The sequence below is a fragment of the uncultured Boseongicola sp. genome (genome assembly GCF_937988555.1).
Lineage (GTDB): Bacteria > Pseudomonadota > Alphaproteobacteria > Rhodobacterales > Rhodobacteraceae > Boseongicola.
Genome location: NZ_CALJXO010000200.1, coordinates 19,705 through 40,937, shown reverse-complemented (window position 1 = coordinate 40,937; position 21,233 = coordinate 19,705). Strand labels below are relative to the sequence as shown.

Below are 21,233 nucleotides of genomic sequence, written 5' to 3'. Positions count from 1 at the left end.
TCAGGGCTGGCGGGATTTTCTGAAGGCGTGGCTTGCTCGCCCAAGCCCCCCCGCACGAAGGCGGGGCTCTTTGAACGTGAGTGATTGGTGGTGTTAGAAATAATAGCCCACGCGGATGCCCCCAGCGATGGCCGAATTGTCTGTGAAGCTTGCGCCAGCCGTCGTGTCGGTGTCGCCGATTTCCACGTAGCGTAGGCCGCCTGTGACTTTGCAGCAGTCCCCCCCAGTCACTCACGTTGGTCGTGAAGGCGACGTTTAGGAAGTCGCCTCTTAGGGGTCAATTAGGACGCCACGTCACAAAGTCTCGTGGGGCACGTGCGTCACAAAACCGTTACACAGCGCGGGGTTTTCGCGATTCGACCCAGATGTTGAGGTAATTGCCGCCGAATATCAGGGCCGCTCCGACAAAAACGAGCGGGTCGAGTACTTCGCCGTAAAACGCCATGCCGACAATTGCGATGACGGGCAGGCGGATGAAATCCATCGGTGTGACGACTGTGGCCGGTGCAATGGCGAGCGCATTGGTCAGGCACGTGTGGGCTAGAAGCCCCGCGACCGCAATCATGACGACCCAAGGCCAGCTAGACGCTGAGGGCCAGGCGATGTCGGCGTCATACCCGGCGGCGATGATGCCGAAAACGGCTTGCATTGCGGTTAGCCAGAAAAGGATGCCAAGGATCGTTTCGGTGCGCGTCAGCAGCTTAGTGCAGACGATTGAGCCGGCAAATCCGACAGCAGCGAGTGCGGCTATCGTTAGGCCCGCGGGGTCGCCGCCTGTGCCGGGGCGTGCCACAAGAAGCGCGCCTGCAAATCCAAGCGCGACCGCGATGAGGCGGGGTTTGGTGAGACGCTCACCCAGAAGGAAGGTCGCAAGGATCATGATCCAGATCGGCGATGTGAATTCGAGCGCGAACAACTGCGCCAGCGAGATCATCCCGAGTGCGTAGAGCCATAAGTTCTGGCCGGCGAAGTGAGAGAGGTTGCGGATCAGGTGCAGGCCAAGACGGTCACGACGCACTTCGCGGATTTTGCCAGTGGAAAAGCCGATGGCAAGCACGATGGCGAGCCCGATCAGCGACCGGTACATCATCATCTCGAAGGTATCGAGCTCGTGGTTAAGGGCGCGCCCGGCGACGGCCATGGACGAAAAGCTAACGATTGCCCCCGTCATCCAGGCCGCGGCCAGTAAAGGCCGCGACCCTTCGCTCATTCGAGGTATTGGATGTAGTCTTCGCGCGGCACGTTACCGGCTTGCGCAGCACTTGCAGCGCCAGCGCGCAGGACGTTAAGAGGCCACTTTACGCTTTCCCACAATAGGCCCGGTGTGATTTGAAATCCCCCGTCGGGGTCAGCGGCGACGTTTGTAATATCGCTGAACCCGGCCCAGCGGAACGAGGCGTTCGCGCGCGGCAGGTGGTAGCGATGCGTGACCAGAAGGATAGGTGCCGCTTTGCTGAGGTCTTCGATGTCGGCGGCGAAGATAGCGTTCTGCAGGGTTGAATGCGAGGCACCTTCGACGGTGATCGCGTTTTCCGGCACGCCGCCTGCGATTGCGGCGGCTTTCATGGCGTCGGCCACGGTTTCGGCGTCCGACTTTGAGCCGCCCGATAGGATCAAGCGGGGTGCGAGGCCTTCGTTGTAAAGAGCGACGGCACGGTTCAGGCGGGCTTCGGTCTCACCAAGCATGCCACCATTCTTGCCAGCGTTTCCAGAGACGACCACGATGGCCTCGGCCTCGGGAAGATCGATTTTAGCTTCGTACATCGCGACGTAAAGTCCGGTGCCGATGAGTGCGATCCAACCCGAAAGAATGGTGATCGCGAATATCCAGCGAATGAATTTCATAGAAATACCTGTTTGTTTTCACCCAAATAATGGCCGCTCCCGCGCCATTTGGGAAGTGTTAACTCATTGAGACCTTATCGCCCAACCTTCGGGCAGAATTCAGGTCAAAGTGGCTCAATATCGTGGCGAAAAGGCTCTTAATATGGAGATTATCTAGGAATTGTTGCCCACAACCAGAGTTTTGATTGTGTTTTATTCCATCTCGATCGTGCCTGGGGGCTTGGAAGTTACGTCATAAAATACCCGGTTGATGCCCTGCACTTCGTTGATGATCCGGGTGACGGTTTCACCAATGAAGTCGTGGGTGAAGGGGTAATAATCGGCCGTCATCCCGTCGACAGATGTGACGGCGCGCAGGGCGCAGGCGTAGTCATAGGTGCGTCCGTCGCCCATGACACCGACGGTGCGAACCGGCAGAATTGCCGCGAAGGCCTGCCAGATTTCATCATACAGCCCGTGTTTGCGGATCTGGTCGATGTAGACGACATCAGCTTGGCGCAGGATCTTGAGTTTTTCGCGGGTGATCTCTCCAGGGCAGCGGATAGCAAGGCCGGGGCCAGGAAAGGGGTGGCGGCCAATGAAGCTTGGGGGCAATCCCAGTTCACGGCCAAGGGCGCGCACTTCGTCTTTGAACAACTCGCGCAAAGGCTCGACAAGTTTCAGGCCCATTTTCTCAGGGAGACCGCCGACGTTGTGGTGGCTTTTGATCGTGACCGAGGGGCCGCCGGAGAAGCTGACGCTTTCGATCACATCCGGATAAAGCGTGCCCTGGGCGAGGAATTCAGCGCCGTCGATGTCGTTGGCGTATTTCTGGAAGACCTCGATGAAAAGCCGGCCGATGATTTTGCGCTTGGTTTCAGGGTCGGACTGGCCATCAAGCTCGCCAAGGAACAATTCGCTTTCGTCTGCGTGGATCAGCGGGATGTTGTAGTTGTCTCGGAACATCTTGACGACTTCGTCGGCTTCATTTTCGCGCAACAGGCCGTGGTCAACGAATACGCACGTCAGCTGGTCGCCGATGGCTTCATGGATGAGGACCGCGGCGACGGACGAATCGACGCCGCCCGACAGACCGCAGATCACCTTTTTGTCGCCGACTTGCTCGCGGATTTTTCGGATTGCTTCTTCACGGTAAGCACCCATGGTCCAGTCGCCGCCGAAGCCTGCAAGCCGCACGAAGTTTTCGTAGAGTTTAGCGCCCTTAGGTGTGTGGTGTACCTCGGGGTGGAATTGCACCGCGAAAAAGTTGCGATTGGGGTCTGCCGTGATGGCGAATGGGGCGTTTGGGGAGGTGCCGAAGACCTCAAAACCCGGCGCAATTTCGGCCACGTGGTCGCCGTGGCTCATCCAGACTTGCTCGCGTCCATCGTCAAACCAGCCCTCAAGAAGCGGGGATTGGTTTTCCGGCGTCACGTAGGCGCGGCCGAATTCTGCGGTGCCGCCGCCGCCGGAGATTTTGCCACCTTCAACGCGACCGCCGAGCATTTGCATCATGACTTGCTGGCCGTAGCAGATGCCGAGCACCGGCACGCCGCGTTCGAAAACGCTTGCAGGTGGACGCGGAGAGCCATCGTGCACGACGCTTGCCGGGCCACCCGAAAGTATCACGGCCTTGGGCTCGAAGCCTGCAAGGAATTCATCAGTCACAGTCTGAAATGGGTGGATTTCGCAATAGACGTTAAGTTCGCGCAGGCGGCGGGCAATAAGCTGCGTCACCTGGCTGCCGAAGTCGATGATGAGAAGGCGGTCGTGGGCTTGATCTGTCATGATCGCTGATTAGGCGCGGGGCGCGTTATGTGCAAGGTGGTTTGGGGGTTTGGACCGGGTGGCGTGAGTGCGCGAGCACGTTTTTCTTCAAGATCAGGGGCTCATGTCGTTTTCGCTTGGCAGAAGCCGCTATTTGGCCGTAGCGCGGGGGGCGCTGGTGTATCGTCTGGAAAATCACTTTTTCTCGGAGCGTGGATTATGGCTGAAGTTGGTGAGCGGCGGCGGGCACGGGGTGGCGGTGGTGCGGCTAGGCGGGCTGAACGAACAGCGGTGCGCATTGAGGTTGCGAAGTATATCGAGCGCAATATTCCGAACTATGAAGTTCTGAACGAAGAAGCCCTGGCGATTATTGAGGCGAATGCAGAAACCGTTCTGGAAGAGATCGGTGTTGCTTTTGTTGATAATCCGGCCGCTCTGAAGCGCTGGAAGGATGCGGGCGCAGATGTTGAGGGCGAGCGGGTTCGACTGCCCAAAGGCTTGGCGCGCAAGCTGTGCAAGACGGCGCCGTCTTCATACATCCAGCACGCCCGCAATCCTGAGCGAAGCGTTGAAATCGGTGGCGGCAGTATGGTTCTGGCGCCGGTTTATGGTCCGCCGTTTGTCCGCGATGCCATGGGTGGGCGGCGCTATGCGACGATGGAAGATTTCGAGAAATTCGTGAAGCTGGCCTATATGTCGAAGTGGATGCACCATTCCGGTGGCACAGTGTGTGAACCGACTGATGTTGCGGTGAACAAGCGGCATCTGGATATGTTGCTGGCGCATATGACGTTGTCTGACAAGCCGTTCATGGGGTCAGTGACCGAGCCGTCACGAGCGCAAGATTCGGTAGAGATGTGTCAGATCCTGTTTGGCAAAGACTTCGTGGCCGAGAACACGGTGATGACGTCACTGATCAATATCAACTCTCCGCTGACATTTGATTCGACCATGATGGGCGCGTTGGAGATTTATGCGGAGAATAATCAGGCGACGATCATTTCGCCGTTTATCGTGGGCGGCGCGATGGCACCCGTCAGTGTGGCGGGAACGTTGACGCAAGTGACGGCCGAGATTTTGGCGGGCGTTGCCTATAGCCAATTGGTGCGCCCCGGCGCTCCGGTGATTGCAGGGGCGTTTGTGACGTCGATTGATATGAACTCGGGCGCTCCGACTTTTGGTACTCCTGAAGCGGCGCATATCACGTATGGTGTGGGGCAGATCGTGCGGCGCCTTGGGCTTCCCTATCGCTCGGCCGGTTCGTTTTGTGGATCGAAACTGCCGGATGCGCAGGCAGGATATGAAACTGCAAATTCGCTGAATGTCGGGCTTTTGGCCGGTGTGAACTTCATGCTGCACGCGGCCGGTTGGCTTGAGGGCGGGCTTGTCGCCAGCTTGGAGAAGTTTGTCATGGACGCTGACCAGCTTGGCACTCTGCATCATCTGGCGCGTGGCATTGACGTGTCGGAGAACGGGCAGGCGATGGATGCGATCCGCGAAGTCGGGCCGGGGGGGCATTACCTAGGTTGTGCGCACACGCAAGCGAACTTTAAGGACGCTTTCTGGCGGACGGATTTGCTGGACTACAAACCTTATGAGACCTGGGCCGAAGAGGGCGAGCGTGACACGGTTACATTGGCCGGGGCGCGGGTTGAGAAGCTTTTGCGCGATTATCAGGCGCCGCCGCTGGATCCGGTGACGCGTGAGGCGCTTGTGGCCTATGTGGCCAACAAGAAAGCGTCCGAGCCCGATGCCTTTGGTTAAAGAAAGGCATACGCGCCTTCCGGATTTCGGGGGCGCGCTTTCATAAGGCGTGCCTCGCCGATCAGCGCGATCAACACTTCAAGATGACGTGCGACCGAATAGGCCACGTCGCCGTTCGTGTGTGGCCTCAATTTCGGCTTCGGTGTGCATCAGATCAGTCAATACTCCATCCGGTCCTTTTTCTGGCTTTCGAAGGACGTGTGCCAGCCTACGCTCTCGGCTGTAGTTGGCAAGTCCGTGGCGGCCGGCGCGGATCAGCATGCAGGGGGCGGCGAAGCGTTACAATATGCGCCAGAGGATCGGCCATTTTATGATTCCTTTGATTAATAATCTTATGGCCTTAGCGCAACTTTAGCATGTATCGTTTGGCGACTAAAATATGCGTTCGCGCGAATTTACAGTTGCTTAGAATTGCCGGATCAATCTGCTGACTGTCGGAGTTGTTCGCTGCTCGGAAATTTTCGCAACCAAAGGTTGCTTACAGTTAAGGTAAATGAGTGCCATTGAATTGGCGGCTCATAGTATCGAGTCCGACGTAAAGGAGATTGCCAGTTGCAAAGTATGACAGCGAAAGCATCGACCCCTCGCGTTCCCGAATGGGTGCCGCAAGAGGTCTGCCGATATCTCGCGCATACTGAGCAAGGGCAGCCGGCGCGGTCGCTTGCGCGGGAGGCGGGGTGTTATGCGTCGACTATTCTGCGGCAGTTACGCCGTTATGACTTTCTTATGCACCTTGCCTTGAGCCGTTTGGGCCTGGCGCAAGGAGATGAAAATGCAGCCCATAATGATGTCGAGTACGAAGAAACGATGGCCCTTGCTCTGAATACTCAAGATGTGGTGATGCCTGATCACGCCGGGATTCGCGCCGAGGCGCCTCGGGTTTTACGGCGGATGAATTAGCCGGGGGCTTGTCTGGTATTAACCGAGGATATGGAGGAAGCATTGGTCTTGCGCGAGAGCGCCGGTGGCGAGACGCTGCACACTGCGGTGATCGAGCCCCTTTAGCTGAGGCATTGGCGTTGAAAGACTGGGTCACACTGCACAGCGACGGGAGGATCAAGCGATACCGTATCAGTACCACCGGCCGCCACGCGTTGAAGCGTTTTCTGGCCGAAGAGGAGGCTTTGCGCGCCGGTATGAGCGAAGAGGCCAACCCCTTTGCCGCGCAGCACGGTGAGCTTGCGACGCGTACCGACTGGGATGGTCACGGAACCCGGCGGCGCGTGCGGTATAACGCGACTGAAAGCTCGTTTTATCTTTGGCGCGGCGGCGCTACAAAACAAGGGAGCCATTTTTGTCCAGCGATCTTGAGGCCGCAGGCGAACGGTCGCGGGAGGACTTTCAGCTGGCTCAGTTGGGGCCGCGGGTGGCGCAGAATTGGGACAGGTCTCTGACGGCGGGCGGACACAGCGATTGCGTGTCGTCCGGTAGAGGCGGTGGGTCTGAAGCGGCGCGAAAACGTATTGCAGAGGCGCTAAGCGATCTTGCTCCCGGCCTTGGTGATGTGGTTTTGCGGCTTTGCTGTTTCCACGAGGGGATCGAGTCCACAGAAAGGCGAATGGGATTGTCGGCGCGGTCGGGCAAGATCGTGCTGCGTACCGCTTTGTTCAGGCTGAAAAAGCATTATGACTCGGGGTCGGGAAATTGGTATCCGCTAATTGACAAAGTACGCGATTCTGAACGGACGCCCAACAGATTGGTTGCATCTGGTGCATAGCCGCCATGTGCGACCTTTCGATTGTTGGACTTCGCGGCGTGAGAGGTTTACTTCGGGGGGCAAGAGGAACTGTGATGACCAAAAAAGACCTTAAAATTCCCGCGCTGCGCCATCCTGAGAAACAGCGCCGTCCGGACAATGCTCAGCCCAAAAAGCCTGATTGGATCCGTGTGAAGGCTCCGGTCAGCGAGGGTTATAAGAAGACCCGCGATATTATGCGCGAGCATAAGCTGGTGACGGTGTGCGAAGAAGCTGGTTGCCCGAACGTGGGTGAGTGCTGGAGCCAAGGTCACGCGACGATGATGATCATGGGCGATGTTTGCACGCGGGCTTGCACGTTCTGCAACATCGCGACGGGCAAGCCGCCTGAGGATTTGGACGTCTTCGAGCCGGGGCGCGTGGCGGACGCAGTGAAGAAGTTGGGGCTGAACCACGTGGTGGTGACGTCCGTCGACCGCGATGACGTGGAAGACGGTGGTGCGGAACATTTCGCGCAGACCATCCGAGCGATCCGTCGCCAAAGCCCCTCTACGACGATTGAGATTTTGACGCCTGATTTTATCCGTTGTGATCCGTCGGTTTTGGAAGTGGTCGTGGCCGCCAAGCCGGATGTGTTCAACCATAACCTTGAGACAGTACCGGGACTTTACACCGAGGTGCGTCCGGGCGCGCGGTATTTCCATTCCTTGCGGCTTTTGCAGCGGGTGAAGGAGATCGATCCGACGATGTTCACCAAATCGGGGATCATGCTTGGTTTAGGCGAGGACAAGAAGGCGGTTCATGCCGTGATGGATGATATGCGCGCCGCAGACATCGATTTTCTGACGATAGGCCAGTACTTGCAGCCGACACCAAAGCACCATGCGGTTGATCGCTTTGTGACCCCAGAAGAGTTCGCGGCCTTTGAGACGGCAGCGTACGGCAAGGGCTTCTTGATGGTTTCAGCGACACCTTTGACGCGGTCTTCCTATCATGCGGGCGACGATTTTGCGCGGCTGCGCGAAGCGCGCCTTAGGAAACTTGGGGCTGTCTGAGCCTGCCGAACTGCCGATTATTCGGTGGCAGGTAAGGCTTTGATGTAGGCGGCAATTGCGGCGCGGTCTTCCGGCGGCAGTTTTGATGTGCCTTCGATCACGGCAGCCATACCACCGCCTGCGCTGTCAAAATCTGGGGTGAGTCCGGTTTCCAGATAATAGGCGATGTCATCCGCTGACCATTTCAGTTGTGCGGGCGAAAGTCCCGGGGTTTTACCTTTGCCGCTTGGGTCCGGGGCGCCTGCCATCCAGCGGTTGTTTTGCAGTCCGCCCAGCGCTGTGCGCGGTGTATGGCATTCGGCGCAATGGCCGATCGCTTCGGCGAGGTAGCGGCCGCGTTCGGTGTCTCTGGCGGGTTGAACAAAGGCTGTGCGGAAATAGAGTGCTTTCCAGACACCAACTCCGGCACGCATGTTGAAGGGGAAAGTCAGGCGATGCGATTGGCTCGGCTGATCCGAGCTGGGCAATGTGGCGATGTAGGCCCATAGGTTTGCGACATCAGTGTCGGTCATCCGCGCATAGGATGCGTAAGGAAACGCCGGGAAATAGTGTTTTCCGTCTGGCGACGTGCCTTGGCGCAAAGCGTTGAAGAAATCGACCTGTGACCAATTGCCGATGCCATTTAGCATATCTGGCGAGATGTTCGGGGCGACAAAGGTTCCAAAATCTGTGGTGAATTCACGCCCCCCAGCCAGAACAGCTTTGTCGCCATCTGGTGAGGTGTGGCACGAGGCACATGAGCCAAGTGCAAACACCATTTCACCAGCGGCTGCGTTGCCTTCTATGGCCGAAACCGTGTCCGCTTCCACAGTAAGAGGCCGCGTGACCCATAGGCCGCCCGCCAGCGTCGCAATTGCGCCAAAGGCGGTGATGATCAAAAGACGTCTCATGGTCGTCACCCTAACTGGCTGTGAGGCCCGCGCGAACACGCACCCCAGACGTTATCACGTCTTTAGTTGCGTGAGATGCGGTAGGGTCGATGACATGCCGTACAGCTTGCGCCGACAGGTCCAAGTGCCGGGCCGATGGCCTCAACGCCGTCGCTTGCAACGGCTGCAAGTGCGACCGTCGCAGCAGCAAGCTGCCCCCCGATTTCGCGGGCGGTCGAGCCAGATTCGAAAATTGCAGGCAGAGTGCGGGTCTCGTCGCCAAGTTCGGCATTGGTGGTGCCGGGAATCCAATATGTGGATTGGTTCAACGTGGTAAGAATAACCATATTGTCGGCGGCTGCCTGCGCTGCTGCGGCGTCATAGTCGGCATTGCCACGGACCATGTTGCCAAGGATTGTCAGGTTGTGTTGGTAAATCTGCATATGGGCTTTGCGCGCCGTCACAGCAGGGTTGCCGTCGTGTCCACCTGCAAATGCAGTGCATGCGGTTGCGGCGATTGTTGCTGAAAGCGCCAGAGTAAGAAGAAATTTCATTTGGACATGTCTCCGAAAAACGGTTTGTTGGCTAAAAGGTAGTGTGGTGCGATAAAAAGGAAACTCGCGAATTGTGCGGATTGTCTGCGCTTTGGCGCACAATGATTTGATGTTGCGGGCAAGGGGCGGGCAATTGACTTAGAACTCGAAGCCGACAGACAGGCCGAACGCCGGATCCTCGCTTGTTACGCCATCCACGCCGCCCTGGAAAAAAGCGCCGCCTTCGGTGGCCACAGAGGCACCAAGTCCAAATCGGGTGACGGTGGCGTCCAGCGTATCGCGCAGGCCGGAAATGCCGAGCGATACGCTTGGCGTGACCGCAAGACCAAGATAGACTTGGCTGAGGGTACGGCCCTCGTCTTCACTCGTGCGAAAAAGATCGACGCCGGCTGTGGCGATGCCGCGGGTCATTTCCGTGCCAAGGCGAAAGCGCTGTTCGTCGCCATCAGATTCTGCGCCGCCATACACGGCCGCGTTGTCGACGGCAGTAATTTGCCGCAAATCGTAACGACCGGCAACGCCAAGGATTGAAAGGCTGGATTGTTCAATGCTGTGGAAAGACGTGCCAAAGCTGACCGGACCTTGCGTGGCAGCAATTCGGAGCCCGGCGCCAAGCGTCTCATTGAGCGCCGCTTCGGCAGCGAGGGGGCGCAGGGTCTGTGGGACACCCGGCGCGCCTGTCGGCAGCGGACCAGCATCAAGAATTGAGCGGGGACGCCCGACGTCAACTTCGCCGAACGGCAGGTCGAACCCGGCGCTTGCGTAGGCTGCGCGGCGATCGTCATAAGTGGAGATGCCAAGGCGCAAGTGCGGTTCGATGATCGCGCCGCCAAACCGATAGTTTGTCTTTAGCGTTGCATCGGGGACGGAAGCATTCGCTTTGAAATCGAGACGGATCGCCGGATCTTCGATCGTCACGTCAACGCTTTCGGCAAAGCCGGGCGTCGAGAGACAAATCAAAATGGCGACAGCGAGGGGGTGGCGCAAAAACGCGATCCTTAAACGATACCCCTCCCCGTAGAAGACACTAAGGTGAGTCGCCTGATGAGGTCAGGCATATCGGTGAAGTTTCGGCTGACGTAGTTAAGAATGTGTTAAATGCGTCGCAGACACAGTCTGAGTGTTGCTTATGTGAACCGAACTTTCCCTATATAGGGCAGGTTTCGGTTCCGTTGCGCGTAGTCGATGCCGTAGCCGACGACGAACTCGTCAGGAATTTCGAATCCTGTCCAGGTCGCGCGGATATTGGTTTCGCGCCGTGATGGCTTGTCGAGAAGGGCGATGGTTTCAAGTCGTTTCGGCTCGCGCGTGGCCAGAAGTTGGGTCACGTGGCTTAGCGTGAAACCGGTATCGACGATATCTTCGACAACGAGCACATCGCGACCACCTATCTCGCCGCGCAAGTCTTTCAGAATGCGAACTTCACGGCTGCTTTCAGTGCTGTCGCCGTAGGACGAGGCTTCGAGAAAGTCGACCTCGACGTTCAAGTCCAATTCGCGCACGAGATCGGCAATAAAGACGAACGAGCCCCGCAAAAGGCCGACCACAACCAGCTTATCGGTATCAGCGAAGGCGGTTTTGATCTCGCTGGCAAGGACCTCGATCCGGGCGGCGATAGACTTAGCGGAAATCATTTCGTCGATTACATATTGCTGCGTCACGTTCGCATCCCCTCTTGACTGTCCCCGGTGTCTCTACACTTAAGGAGCGAGCTCTGGCCAGTCCGAAGCCAAATCAAGACCCCAAATAAAAGACCGAAGCGATGCCGACACACGAAGAAACCCGCCGCCTGCCGTATTCGGCTCAACAAATGTATGACCTTGTCGCGGATGTTGCGCGGTACCCGGAGTTTTTGCCGTGGACGGCCGCTGCGCGGATCCGGTCCATACAGAAAGTCGGCGAAAGCGAAGTGATGCTGGCCGATCTTGTGATCTCGTTCAAAGTATTTCGCGAACGATTTGGCAGTCGTGTCGTGCTGTGGCCGCAGGACCGTTGGATTGACACGGAATACCTGGACGGGCCATTTGAACATATGATCTCGAACTGGAAGTTCACCGAGGCTGACGATGGGTGCGAGGTGTTTTTTCACGTGGATTTCGCGTTCCGCAACAGATTTTTGCAATCAACGGCGACGTTGTTTTTTGACGATGCCATGCAGCGGATTGTACGTGCGTTCGAGCGTCGCGCGAAGGATCTGTACGGGGAATAAACTTTTGAACGGCCGGGACCAGAGGCCCCGGCCTTGGCGTGTTTACGACGACATATCGTAGGCGCGCTCGCCGTGTTGGGCGAGATCCAGGCCTGTGGTTTCGGTTTCTTCGTCAACGCGCAGAGCGAAGATCGCTTTGACTATGACGACCAAGGTCGACGTCACAACAACAGTGTAGATGCCGACAATTGTGATGCCGCCAAGCTGTGCGGCCCATGTGCCTTGGCCGAGAACGGCGATCATGATCGTGCCGAAGATGCCGCCGACGCCGTGGACTGCGAATACATCGAGCGTGTCGTCGATTTTCAACTTGTTGCGGATGAGTTTGACAGCCTCTTGGCACAATATGCCCGCAATTGCGCCTATTATCAGGGCCTCGATCGGGCCCACAAAGCCGCTGGCGGGGGTGATCGAGGCGAGGCCTGCGATGGTGCCGGTCACAAGGCCGACCATGGAGGATTTTCCGTATTTGATCCGCTCCCAAAGCGCCCAGGTCAAGGAGGCTGTTGCGGCAGAGATATGGGTCACTGTCAGCGCCATTGCAGCGCCTCCGTCAGCAGCAAGTTGCGAGCCTCCGTTAAAGCCAAACCATCCGACCCAAAGCATGGCCGCGCCGATCATGACGAAGCCAGGATTATGGGGCGGTGTTGTCTGGTTGGCGCGCGCGCCGAGGAACACGGCGATCACAAGCGCGGCGAGGCCTGCAGTTTCATGGACCACGATGCCGCCTGCAAAGTCGCGCACCCCGGTTTCGCCGAAAATGCCGCCGTCGGACAGTATTCCGCCACCCCATATCCAGTGAACGACCGGCGCATAGCACAGGAGCATCCAGAGCGTGGAAAAGGTGACGACAAAGGCGAAGTTCGCGCGTTCGACGTAGGCGCCGACGATGAGGGCAGGGGTTATAATGGCGAAGGTCATCTGGAAGGCAAAGAAGAGCACTTCGGGCAAGGTGCCGGCGAGGCTGTCGGCCGTGACGCCATTCAGGAACATCTTGTCGAGGCCGCCCCAAAGTCCAGAGCCGCCAGGACCAAAGGCGATGGTGTAGCCGAAAGCGAGCCATGCCACCGACATCGCACAGGCGATGGTGTAACAATGCATGAAGACGCTGAGTACGTTTCGCGCCCGCACAAGGCCGCCGTAAAAGAGGGCGAGGCCCGGCAATGTCATGAACAGCACAAGTGCTGTGGCTACGATTATCCAGGCGGTGTCGGCTCCGACCATGATCTGTCCCTCCGATATGCGTTTTGGGTGAGGAACAGTGATGGGCGTGCAAATAAAAGCGGCAAATGGGTTAAGTTGCGTTCATTTCTTATGCGAGACGTCAAGCGATGGCAGATTGGGCGGTTTTTGGGTGGCTATGCACAAAAAGCAGGCGCTTTAGGAAAGTGCGGCTGAGAGGAGGTTCAGGGCGTGGCTCACCGTTGACTGTCGCACTTTGGCGCGTCCGAGCGGACCGAAGTCAATGGTTTCCACGTGAGGCGCTGTGCCGTTTTGCGCAATAGCAAAACACACGCGTCCTTCGGGTTTGTAGTCTGATCCGCCGGGCCCCGCGAGGCCGGTTACAGAGACCGTGAGTGTCGCATCAGAGTGGCGTAGCGCGCCGGATGCCATCGCTTGGGCGACTTCTTCGCTGACGGCTCCGAATGTTTTGATGGTATCGGGGTCAACGCCCAGCATTTCGATTTTTGCGGCATTGGAATAGGTGACGAAACCGCGATCAAACACATCCGATGAGCCGGGGATTTCGGTGATGGCTCCCGAGATCAGACCGCCGGTGCAGCTTTCTGCAGTGGCGATCACTGCGCCCTTGCGGCGAGCGAGGTCTATGAGGTTTGCCGGTTTCATTCTTGATCCGGAATATCGCCGAGAATGCCTGTGTGGATGAGGGCTGCGAGCCCTATAACCACAATTGCAGCGAAGATGCCTGCCAACACGTCGTCAAGCATTACGCCTATAGCGTCGCCGCGCGCGTCGATTTTGCCGATAATCCATGGCTTCCAGATATCGAAGAGACGAAACAGCAAAAAAGCGGAAACAATCCCGGGCCAAAGCAAGAGGGGGCTGATGCCTGTGCGATATGCGCCGAACGCGACCGGCAAAAGCGCGATCCACTGGCCGACGACTTCGTCGATAACGACCCACGATGGATCATGGTCGTCCTGGCCTTTAAGTTCGGCGTTTATAACGTAGATTCCCAAAGCATAGAGAAGGACTGCTCCGACCACCAAGCCGACGGGGCCGACGGCCATATAGATAAGCCACGCCGCCGGGAGGGCTGCGAGCGAGCCCCATGTGCCGGGTGCGGGACGGATGTAGCCGGCGCCAAAGAAGCTGAGTGCGAGCCGGTTCATGGCGCGATCAGGGTGACGGTCGCCATGCAAGCGATCCCTTCACCACGGCCAGGGAAGCCAAGTTTTTCTGACGTTGTCGCTTTTACGCTGATGCGACTGGGTTCGGTATTTGTGATGCGAGCAACTTCTTTTTGCATATCGGCTGCGTGTGGGGCGATTTTAGGAAATTCGCAGATCAGCGTACAGTCGATGTTTGAAATTCGGAAACCTCGGGACGCTGCAAGGTCTGCGGCGTGGGTGAGGAAAGTCCCGGAAGCGGCCCCTTTCCATTGCGGATCGGTTGGCGGGAAGTGGCGGCCAATGTCGCCTTCGCTGAGCGCGCCGTAAATGGCGTCGGTGATCGTGTGGAGGCCGACGTCCGCGTCGGAGTGACCTTGCAGGCCGCGAGAATGGGGAATGGTGACGCCACAAAGGATCACGTGATCTCCGGAACCGAAGCGGTGGACGTCAAAGCCGTTGCCGACGCGAATATCCATGGGAGTTTCGGACCTTTCTTGCAGGAGGCGTTCCGCGCGGTTGAAGTCTTCCGGGCCCGTGATTTTAACGTTGGCAGGGTCACCCTCGACGATTGTCACTGTGATGCCGGCGAGGCGTGCAATCTCAACGTCGTCCGCTGCGTCGGCGTTTGCGGTTTCGTGGGCTGCGATGATCTTTGCAAGATCAAAGCCTTGCGGGGTTTGTGCGCGGTAAACTCCGGTGCGGTCCTGAGTACCCACGACGGTGTTGTCCTTGCCGTGCCAAAGCGCATCGGTGACGGCTATGGCGGGCGCAGCTGCATCACTACTTTTAAGCGCAGCAATCACTCGGTCGATGACAGCATGCGAAATGAGAGGGCGCGCAACGTCGTGGATCAGGACGTGATCGACGCGACCCGCAAGAGCCGCGAGGCCTGCGCGCACGGAGGCCGTGCGCGTTTCGCCTCCGGCCACGATGGCACCGCCGGTGTCTGCGGGCCAGAGGTCGGTTGCGATGTCGTCTGGGTGCACCACAATCACGATGCTGTCGATGAGCGGGTGTGAGGTGAAGGCGGCAAGCGTGTGGCTCGCCACCGTTGCGCCTGCTAAAGGACGCCATTGTTTGGGAAGTCCCCCGCCTGCGCGGGTCCCCCGACCGGCGGCAACGATGACGGCTCCAACGCTCAATTTTGGGTCTCTCGTGTCATTCCATTCGTCTAGGCAATGGCGATGCCAGTGACAATGGTCGCATTCGCCCGGATAGATGCCCAAAAAATAGGCATATGCCGATTAGCGAGGCTTTTCGCCTTCGAAAAATTGGATCTACCTTTGAATTGGCCTATCTAACAACTCATTGCTCAAGGAATAAGCATGACAATTGCCGTTGGCTCCCTATCACTCGACCCGCCTGTGTTTTTAGCCCCTATGGCTGGTATCACCGACTTGCCGTTTCGCCGGCTGGTTGCGTCTTTTGGCGCGGGCCTTGTTGTGAGCGAGATGGTGGCCAGTCAAGAGATGGTTCAGGCAAAGCCTGGCGTTCGGGAGAAAGCCGAGCTTGGGTTTGGCGAGCAGGCGACCTCGGTGCAGCTCGCAGGGCGCGATGTGTATTGGATCGCAGAGGCCGCAAGGATGGTTGAGGCAAACGGCGCGAAGATCATCGATATCAATATGGGCTGCCCCGCGAAGAAGGTGACGGGCGGTTTGTCGGGATCGGCTTTGATGAAGACCCCGGACCATGCGTTGTCTCTGATCGAAGCAGTCGTAGGCGCGGTCGCAGTGCCGGTGACACTTAAAATGCGGCTTGGCTGGGACGACGATTGTCTGAATGCACCCTTCATTGCCCGTCGTGCCGAGGCGGCGGGCGTGCAGATGCTGACGATCCACGGGCGTACACGCTGTCAGTTTTACAAAGGCCGCGCCGATTGGGCAGCGATCCGGGCGGTGAAGGATGCTGTGTCGATCCCGGTGATTGCCAATGGCGACATCGTGGATTTGACATCCGCCAAAACAGCCCTTGCGGCGTCGGGTGCGGACGGCGTGATGGTAGGCCGAGGGGCGCAAGGAACGCCATGGCGGCTTGCCGAAATTGCGCACGCGCTTGGACGCGGGATTGCACCTGATATTCCGCGGGGCCGCGATTTGGTAGAGATGGTTCTTCGCCATTTTGAGGACACGGTTGAATTTTACGGGCCCCAGCTTGGCGGGCGTGTCGTGCGTAAACACTTGGGTTGGTACATGGATCATGTGGGCACTGACCCCGGCTTGCGAAAAGCACTTTTGACGTCGGACGTGGAACGTGCGCGCGAGTTGATTCCCGACGCGATGGACGCGCGGGTGGCGGCATGAACACGTTTCACGACATGCTGTGGCTATCGCTTCCGATCCCGGCGTTCCTGATCGATCCGGGCGATGTGATTGCGGAAGTGAACCCGGCAGCTGAAAGTTTTTTGAACGCGAGTGTGCGGTCGGTGCGCGGCGCACCTTTGTTCGACATTTTGGCGATTGATTCCCCGATTGATGATGCGTTCCGGCGCGTGCGGCAGGATCAGTCGTCGCTTTTTATGAACAACGTGGATGTCGGGACAGGGAACACGAGGCCTGTGCGCTCTAACGTGCAGATTGCTCCGATGACGGGGATGCCCGGCTTCGTGCTGGTGCTTATGGAGCCGCGCGGCCTGGCGGATCGCCTAGGGCGGTCATTTTCGGTCAAATCGTCGGCAAATTCGGCGATTGGCATGGCAGAGATGCTTGCCCACGAGATTAAAAACCCGCTGGCCGGCATTACAGGTGCTGCGCAGCTTTTGAGCATGGGCCTTGCGGGGGATGATCTTGAGCTGACCGATCTGATCGTCAGTGAGAGCCGCCGCATCGTGAAGCTGCTGGAGCAAGTTGAGCAGTTTGGAAACCTAAGACCGCCCGAACGCCGGGCAGTGAATGTGCACGATCTTCTGGACCGCGCCCGCAAGTCGGCGATGATTGGGTTTGCCGCACATATGTCGATTGTCGAGGATTATGATCCGTCGCTGCCGTCGACCCATGTTGATGGCGACCAGATGCTTCAGGTCTTTCTGAACCTTTTGAAGAACGCGGCTGAGGCAGCGGGAGACACCAAAGGCACCATCCGTATCCGCACATTCTACGAAATGTCGCTGCGGCTGCGGCGCAAGGACGGCACGGGGTCCCTGCCACTTCAGGTGGAGATCATTGATGACGGGCCTGGCCTGCCACCAGAGATTGCGCAGGATGTGTTCGATCCGTTCATTTCGAGTCGTGAGAACGGTACGGGGCTTGGCCTTGCGTTGGTGAGCAAAATCATCTCGGACCACGATGGCTGGATCAGTGTCGACAGCGTTCCGGGACGTACAGTTTTTAGAATATCTCTCCCTGTTGCGCCGAAAGAAGACTGAAGGGTAACAGGGTTTAATACGTAGGAGGCACTATCCAATGGACGGCACAATTCTGGTCGCGGATGACGACAGAACGATACGAACCGTTCTAACGCAAGCTTTGACGCGCGCTGGCTGCAAAGTACACGCGACATCGTCTTTGGTGACGCTGATGCGCTGGGTCGAAGAGGGCAAAGGCGATCTGGTAATCTCGGATGTGATGATGCCGGATGGCAATGGGCTTGATCAGTTGCCGCTGATTGCTGAGCAGCGCCCTGGTTTGCCGGTCATTGTGATTTCTGCTCAAAACACGATTATGACGGCCATTCAGGCGACGGAAGCCGATGCCTATGACTATTTGCCGAAACCGTTTGATCTGCCGGATCTGATGAAGCGTGCGGCCCGCGCGCTGGAAGTAAAGCGGCGCGCACCAGCGCCGCGCACCGAGGCCAGCCGCGATACGGGCGAGGATTTGCCTTTGGTTGGGCGCACGCCTGGGATGCAGGCAATCTATCGCTTGGTCGCGCGGGTTATGAATGCTGATTTGCCGATTTTGATCACCGGTGAAAGCGGCACTGGCAAGTCTTTGATCGCGCGGGCGATCCATGATTTATCTGACCGGCGTACGTTGCCGTTTGTTGTCGCCAGTGGCAGCGACCTAGCGCAGATGGAGGGGCCTGCGGCTTTGATTTCGCGGGTTCGCAATGGCACTCTTTTGTTCGACGAGGTTGGCGATCTGAATGAGGATGCGCAGGCGCGCATTGTCCGGATGCTGGACAGCTTCACCGACAATGCCCCCCGGATCATGGCGACCAGTCAGGCGGACCTAGCGTTAAAGCTGGATCAGGGAATGTTTCGGTCGGACCTTTATTACCGGCTTGGTGGTGTTTCACTTGCGGTGCCGTCATTGCGCGAACGGGTTGAAGATATTCCGCTTCTTGCAGGTCACTTCTTTGCCCGCGCCGAACGGGATGGTCTGCCATCGCGAAAGTTTACACCGCAAGGTTTGGAGCTTGTGCGCGCCTACTCCTGGCCGGGCAACGTGCGGCAGTTAGAGAATACGATCCGCCGTCTGTCGATCACCGGTGGCGAAGAGGAGATCGGACGGGCAGAAGTCGAAGTTGTTCTTGGAAATCAGCCGGCGATTGAGCCGCTGACCGGAGGTGGCAACAGCGAAAAGCTTTCAGCGTCGATCGAAAAGCATCTGCGGCGGTATTTTGATCTTCACGGCGGGCAATTGCCGCCACCAGGTCTTTACCAGCGGATTCTGCGGGAAGTTGAACTTCCGTTGCTCGCGATTGCATTAGACGCGACGGGCGGAAATCAGGCGAAATGTGCCGATTTACTTGGCATCAACCGCAATACTCTCCGAAAGAAGATCACAGACCTCGATATTCGCGTGACACGGAGGCGCAAATTGATGTAAAACCGCAACAGAGAGTGGCCAATCCGTAACTGTGGATAAAGCGTCGCCAATATAGAGCGGTCGCCACTCAGCGTGGCACATTATATGGAGGGTCCGGGTGGCGGGGCGCGCACGGGCATTAACTTGGCAAAAACTGATCCGTCTCAGACGGATGCGACGTGTTCAAAATGCGGCGACCCTTGGCGTTGTGGTTTTGGGCCCGGTCCTGGCGCTGGCGACTTTCATGGTTTTGGGGCCGCTAGACCGCACGTCTTCGGCCCTTTCATTGCGGCTCGTTTTGCTAGTCGACCTTGTCTATGTGCTGCTTGTCGCGGCGTTGGTCTTTTCGCGGATCGCTACGATGATAGCAGCGCGGCGCGCAAAATCGGCTGGTTCTCGCCTGCACCTGCGCCTGACCGGCGTGTTCGCGATCATCGCGCTTATTCCAACCGTAACAGTCGCTGTGTTCGCCGGTTTAACGATCAACATCGGCCTTGAGGGCTGGTTTTCGGATCGGGTTAGGGGCGTAGTGGGGGCATCCTTGGCGGCGGCGGAGGCCTATCAGGAAGATCAGAGGCGCGATCTTGGTGAAGACGCAAATGTTTTGGCGCGCTTCCTGAACGCGGCGCGGACACGCTCGGTCTTTGTGTCTGATGCAGAGTTGCGCCAGCTTCTTGGGCAAGGGCAGGGGCAAATCCAGAGAGGCTTGCGGGAGGCCTTTGTCATTGATGGTACAGGCGATATCCGCACCCGCGGCGAGCGATCGTATCTTTTTGACTTTGAGGAGCCAACAAGCCTGGACATAGTATCGGCACGGGATGGGCAGACGGTCATTATCGAGGATTTGGCGACGAACGAGTTCCGCGCCCTTTTGCGTCTTACTGCGTTCCCGGACCGCTATCTTTACGTCAGCCGGGATGTGGATGGCCGCATTCTTGGGCTTTTGGATGAAGCCGAGGAAACAGCGCAACTTTATACGCAGCTTGAGGCCGAGCGCGGGCGTGTCGTCTTTGAGTTTGGCCTTTTGTATCTTGGATTTGCGGTGATTCTGATTCTGGCGGCAATCTGGCTGGGGTTGTGGTTTGCAGAACGATTATCGCGACCCGTCGGGCGGCTTGCAGGGGCGGCGCAGCGCGTCGGTGCGGGTGATTTGGATGTTCAGATTCCCGAGGAACAGGGCGAAGATGAGATCGCCATGGTGGGGCGCTTATTCAACCAGATGACACGTCAACTGAAGGGACAACGCGACGCTTTGCTAAACACGAACCGTCAGATTGAGGAGCGACGCCGCCTGTTTGACTCCGTGCTTTCGTCAGTGACTGCAGGCGTGATCGGGCTGGATGCGGAAGGGCGCGTTAGCTTCATTAACCGTTCAGCGGAACGCATCCTGCGCACGGACGCACCCACCGAAATTGAGGCGCCTTTGCATGTGATTGTGCCAGAGTTTGTGTCTTTGCTGGAAGAGCTGCGCGCCAGTGGCCGCGAAACCGCACAGGAAGAAGTACGCATATCACGGAGGGGCGTCGCTGAAACGCTGCTTGTCCGCATCGCCGAACGACGTACCACCGAGAGCGAAGACGCCGGATACGTGATCGCCTTTGACGATGTCACCGATCTTGTTACCGCGCAGCGCATGGCGGCTTGGGGGGATGTGGCGCGTCGGATTGCGCATGAGATCAAGAACCCGTTGACGCCAATACAACTGTCGGCCGAACGTATTCGTCGAAAGTTCGTCCCAAGCGCCGGTGAAGACGCGGCGCTGCTTGAGAATTTGACCGACGTGATTGTGCGTCAGACGAATGATCTGCGCCGGATTGTGGATGAGTTCTCGAAATTTGCGCGGATGCCGGAGCCTGAAAAGTCGATCCATGACCTGAGGAAACTCGTCGCGGACGCCATGTTGCTGCAGGAGGACGCAATTGAAGGCGTGTCTTTGACGTCTGATCTTCCTGACGCGCCGGTCCTTGCCGATTTGGATTCGACAATGATCGGGCAGGCATTGACAAACATTATTAAGAATGCCGGTGAAGCAATTGAAACGCTTGGAGAAAAGAAGGGTTTCCCTGATGGATTTCAAGGGCGGGTTCATCTGGAGATGGAGGTCAGGGATGGAGCTGCTCATATCACGATCAGCGACAACGGTATCGGACTTCCCGACGATCGCTCCTTTTTGTTTGAGCCTTATGCGACGACGCGCGAGAAAGGCACCGGGCTTGGGTTGCCGATTGTGAAGAAGATTATCGAAGAACATGGAGGCACGTTGGCATTGGTTGACGCGGCTTCGTTGGACCAGTCGGGCCAGATCGGCGCGGCTGCAAAAATCGTGTTGCCGCTTTCGGCAGCGCAGGAAAAAGCCGGCGACCTGGCGGTCGCTGAATGATAAAATCAAGGAGGCA

At 57.8% G+C, this 21,233-nt stretch carries 22 protein-coding genes and 1 pseudogene; 9 read left to right on the top strand and 14 right to left on the bottom strand.

Annotated features, from left to right (window positions below; genetic code table 11):
- Positions 1-93: 93 nt before the first annotated feature.
- The 4 genes from Q1B15_RS11520 to guaA all read right to left on the bottom strand — a co-directional run bounded on the left by Q1B15_RS11520 (position 94) and on the right by guaA (position 3,612).
- Entirely contained in the window at positions 94-231 is a 138-nt protein-coding gene (locus Q1B15_RS11520) for a hypothetical protein (RefSeq protein WP_299753878.1), read from the bottom strand.
- Positions 232-331: 100 nt separating this feature from the next.
- Complete coding sequence (locus Q1B15_RS11515; RefSeq protein ID WP_299753877.1) at positions 332-1,210, bottom strand: DMT family transporter; 879 nt, start codon at positions 1,208-1,210, stop codon at positions 332-334.
- Positions 1,207-1,845 carry a YdcF family protein gene (locus tag Q1B15_RS11510; RefSeq protein WP_299753876.1) on the bottom strand — a complete coding sequence of 213 codons (639 nt, stop codon included), beginning with the start codon at positions 1,843-1,845 and terminating at the stop codon, positions 1,207-1,209. The genes Q1B15_RS11515 and Q1B15_RS11510 overlap by 4 nt, the downstream gene beginning before the upstream one ends.
- A 192-nt stretch (positions 1,846-2,037) precedes the next feature.
- Complete coding sequence (guaA, locus tag Q1B15_RS11505) at positions 2,038-3,612, bottom strand: glutamine-hydrolyzing GMP synthase (protein WP_299753875.1); 1,575 nt, start codon at positions 3,610-3,612, stop codon at positions 2,038-2,040.
- A 198-nt stretch (positions 3,613-3,810) separates the two neighbouring features.
- Here guaA and Q1B15_RS11500 point away from each other — a divergent pair, with 198 nt between their 5' ends.
- Positions 3,811-5,355: a trimethylamine methyltransferase family protein gene (locus Q1B15_RS11500; RefSeq protein WP_299753874.1), complete on the top strand. Its 1,545-nt coding sequence runs from the start codon at positions 3,811-3,813 to the stop codon at positions 5,353-5,355.
- Here the strand turns inward: Q1B15_RS11500 and Q1B15_RS11495 are convergent.
- Positions 5,352-5,616 (bottom strand): annotated as a pseudogene (locus Q1B15_RS11495) (DUF6477 family protein). The gene Q1B15_RS11500 and the pseudogene Q1B15_RS11495 overlap by 4 nt on opposite strands.
- Before the next feature lie 291 nt (positions 5,617-5,907).
- On the opposite strand from Q1B15_RS11495, the gene Q1B15_RS23485 reads away from it, so the two are divergent.
- Complete coding sequence (locus tag Q1B15_RS23485) at positions 5,908-6,255, top strand: hypothetical protein (protein WP_366141715.1); 348 nt, start codon at positions 5,908-5,910, stop codon at positions 6,253-6,255.
- 101 nt (positions 6,256-6,356) lie between these two features.
- Here the strand turns inward: Q1B15_RS23485 and Q1B15_RS23480 are convergent, their stop codons facing one another.
- Positions 6,357-6,563 carry a hypothetical protein gene (locus Q1B15_RS23480; protein WP_366141714.1) on the bottom strand — a complete coding sequence of 69 codons (207 nt, stop codon included), beginning with the start codon at positions 6,561-6,563 and terminating at the stop codon, positions 6,357-6,359.
- Between the two features lie 86 nt (positions 6,564-6,649).
- Here Q1B15_RS23480 and Q1B15_RS23475 point away from each other — a divergent pair, with 86 nt between their 5' ends.
- Positions 6,650-7,072 carry a DUF6456 domain-containing protein gene (locus Q1B15_RS23475; protein ID WP_366141713.1) on the top strand — a complete coding sequence of 141 codons (423 nt, stop codon included), beginning with the start codon at positions 6,650-6,652 and terminating at the stop codon, positions 7,070-7,072.
- Positions 7,073-7,146: 74 nt separating this feature from the next.
- A complete protein-coding gene (gene lipA / locus Q1B15_RS11485) occupies positions 7,147-8,106 on the top strand; it encodes a lipoyl synthase (protein ID WP_299753873.1) in 960 nt (319 codons plus the stop codon).
- Between the two features lie 17 nt (positions 8,107-8,123).
- Here lipA and Q1B15_RS11480 read toward each other — a convergent pair whose 3' ends face one another.
- The 4 genes from Q1B15_RS11480 to hpt form a co-directional block, all read right to left on the bottom strand.
- A complete protein-coding gene (locus Q1B15_RS11480) occupies positions 8,124-8,996 on the bottom strand; it encodes a cytochrome c (protein ID WP_299753872.1) in 873 nt (290 codons plus the stop codon).
- Positions 8,997-9,058: 62 nt separating this feature from the next.
- Positions 9,059-9,529, bottom strand: coding sequence for a cytochrome c (locus Q1B15_RS11475; protein WP_299753871.1), 471 nt, complete (start codon positions 9,527-9,529; stop codon positions 9,059-9,061).
- A gap of 138 nt (positions 9,530-9,667) precedes the next feature.
- A complete protein-coding gene (locus Q1B15_RS11470; protein ID WP_299753870.1) occupies positions 9,668-10,516 on the bottom strand; it encodes a hypothetical protein in 849 nt (282 codons plus the stop codon).
- A gap of 140 nt (positions 10,517-10,656) precedes the next feature.
- Positions 10,657-11,163, bottom strand: a complete 507-nt coding sequence (hpt, locus tag Q1B15_RS11465; protein ID WP_299753924.1) for a hypoxanthine phosphoribosyltransferase — start codon at positions 11,161-11,163, stop codon at positions 10,657-10,659.
- A 128-nt stretch (positions 11,164-11,291) separates the two neighbouring features.
- Between hpt and Q1B15_RS11460 the strand changes: the two genes are divergently transcribed.
- Positions 11,292-11,738 carry a type II toxin-antitoxin system RatA family toxin gene (locus Q1B15_RS11460; protein WP_299753869.1) on the top strand — a complete coding sequence of 149 codons (447 nt, stop codon included), beginning with the start codon at positions 11,292-11,294 and terminating at the stop codon, positions 11,736-11,738.
- Positions 11,739-11,780: 42 nt separating this feature from the next.
- On the opposite strand, the gene Q1B15_RS11455 is transcribed toward Q1B15_RS11460, so the two are convergent.
- The 4 genes from Q1B15_RS11455 to Q1B15_RS11440 form a co-directional block, all read right to left on the bottom strand.
- Positions 11,781-12,962 (bottom strand): ammonium transporter, encoded by a 1,182-nt coding sequence (locus tag Q1B15_RS11455; protein ID WP_299753868.1) that lies wholly within the window; start codon positions 12,960-12,962, stop codon positions 11,781-11,783.
- Positions 12,963-13,118: 156 nt separating this feature from the next.
- Positions 13,119-13,586 (bottom strand): CinA family protein, encoded by a 468-nt coding sequence (locus Q1B15_RS11450; RefSeq protein ID WP_299753867.1) that lies wholly within the window; start codon positions 13,584-13,586, stop codon positions 13,119-13,121.
- Entirely contained in the window at positions 13,583-14,092 is a 510-nt protein-coding gene (locus Q1B15_RS11445; protein WP_299753866.1) for a phosphatidylglycerophosphatase A, read from the bottom strand. Before Q1B15_RS11445 ends, Q1B15_RS11450 begins: the two co-directional genes overlap by 4 nt.
- A complete protein-coding gene (locus Q1B15_RS11440) occupies positions 14,089-15,234 on the bottom strand; it encodes a bifunctional 2-C-methyl-D-erythritol 4-phosphate cytidylyltransferase/2-C-methyl-D-erythritol 2,4-cyclodiphosphate synthase (RefSeq protein WP_299753865.1) in 1,146 nt (381 codons plus the stop codon). Before Q1B15_RS11440 ends, Q1B15_RS11445 begins: the two co-directional genes overlap by 4 nt.
- Before the next feature lie 183 nt (positions 15,235-15,417).
- Between Q1B15_RS11440 and dusB the strand changes: the two genes are divergently transcribed.
- The 4 genes from dusB (at position 15,418) to Q1B15_RS11420 (ending at position 21,217) form a co-directional block, all read left to right on the top strand.
- On the top strand, positions 15,418-16,392 hold the full coding sequence (dusB, locus tag Q1B15_RS11435) for a tRNA dihydrouridine synthase DusB (RefSeq protein ID WP_299753864.1): 975 nt from the start codon (positions 15,418-15,420) through the stop codon (positions 16,390-16,392).
- On the top strand, positions 16,389-17,453 hold the full coding sequence (locus tag Q1B15_RS11430; RefSeq protein ID WP_299753863.1) for an ATP-binding protein: 1,065 nt from the start codon (positions 16,389-16,391) through the stop codon (positions 17,451-17,453). Before dusB ends, Q1B15_RS11430 begins: the two co-directional genes overlap by 4 nt.
- Positions 17,454-17,490: 37 nt before the next feature.
- Positions 17,491-18,858 carry a response regulator gene (locus Q1B15_RS11425; RefSeq protein WP_299753862.1) on the top strand — a complete coding sequence of 456 codons (1,368 nt, stop codon included), beginning with the start codon at positions 17,491-17,493 and terminating at the stop codon, positions 18,856-18,858.
- 151 nt (positions 18,859-19,009) lie between these two features.
- On the top strand, positions 19,010-21,217 hold the full coding sequence (locus Q1B15_RS11420) for a PAS domain-containing sensor histidine kinase (RefSeq protein WP_299753923.1): 2,208 nt from the start codon (positions 19,010-19,012) through the stop codon (positions 21,215-21,217).
- Positions 21,218-21,233: the final 16 nt, after the last annotated feature.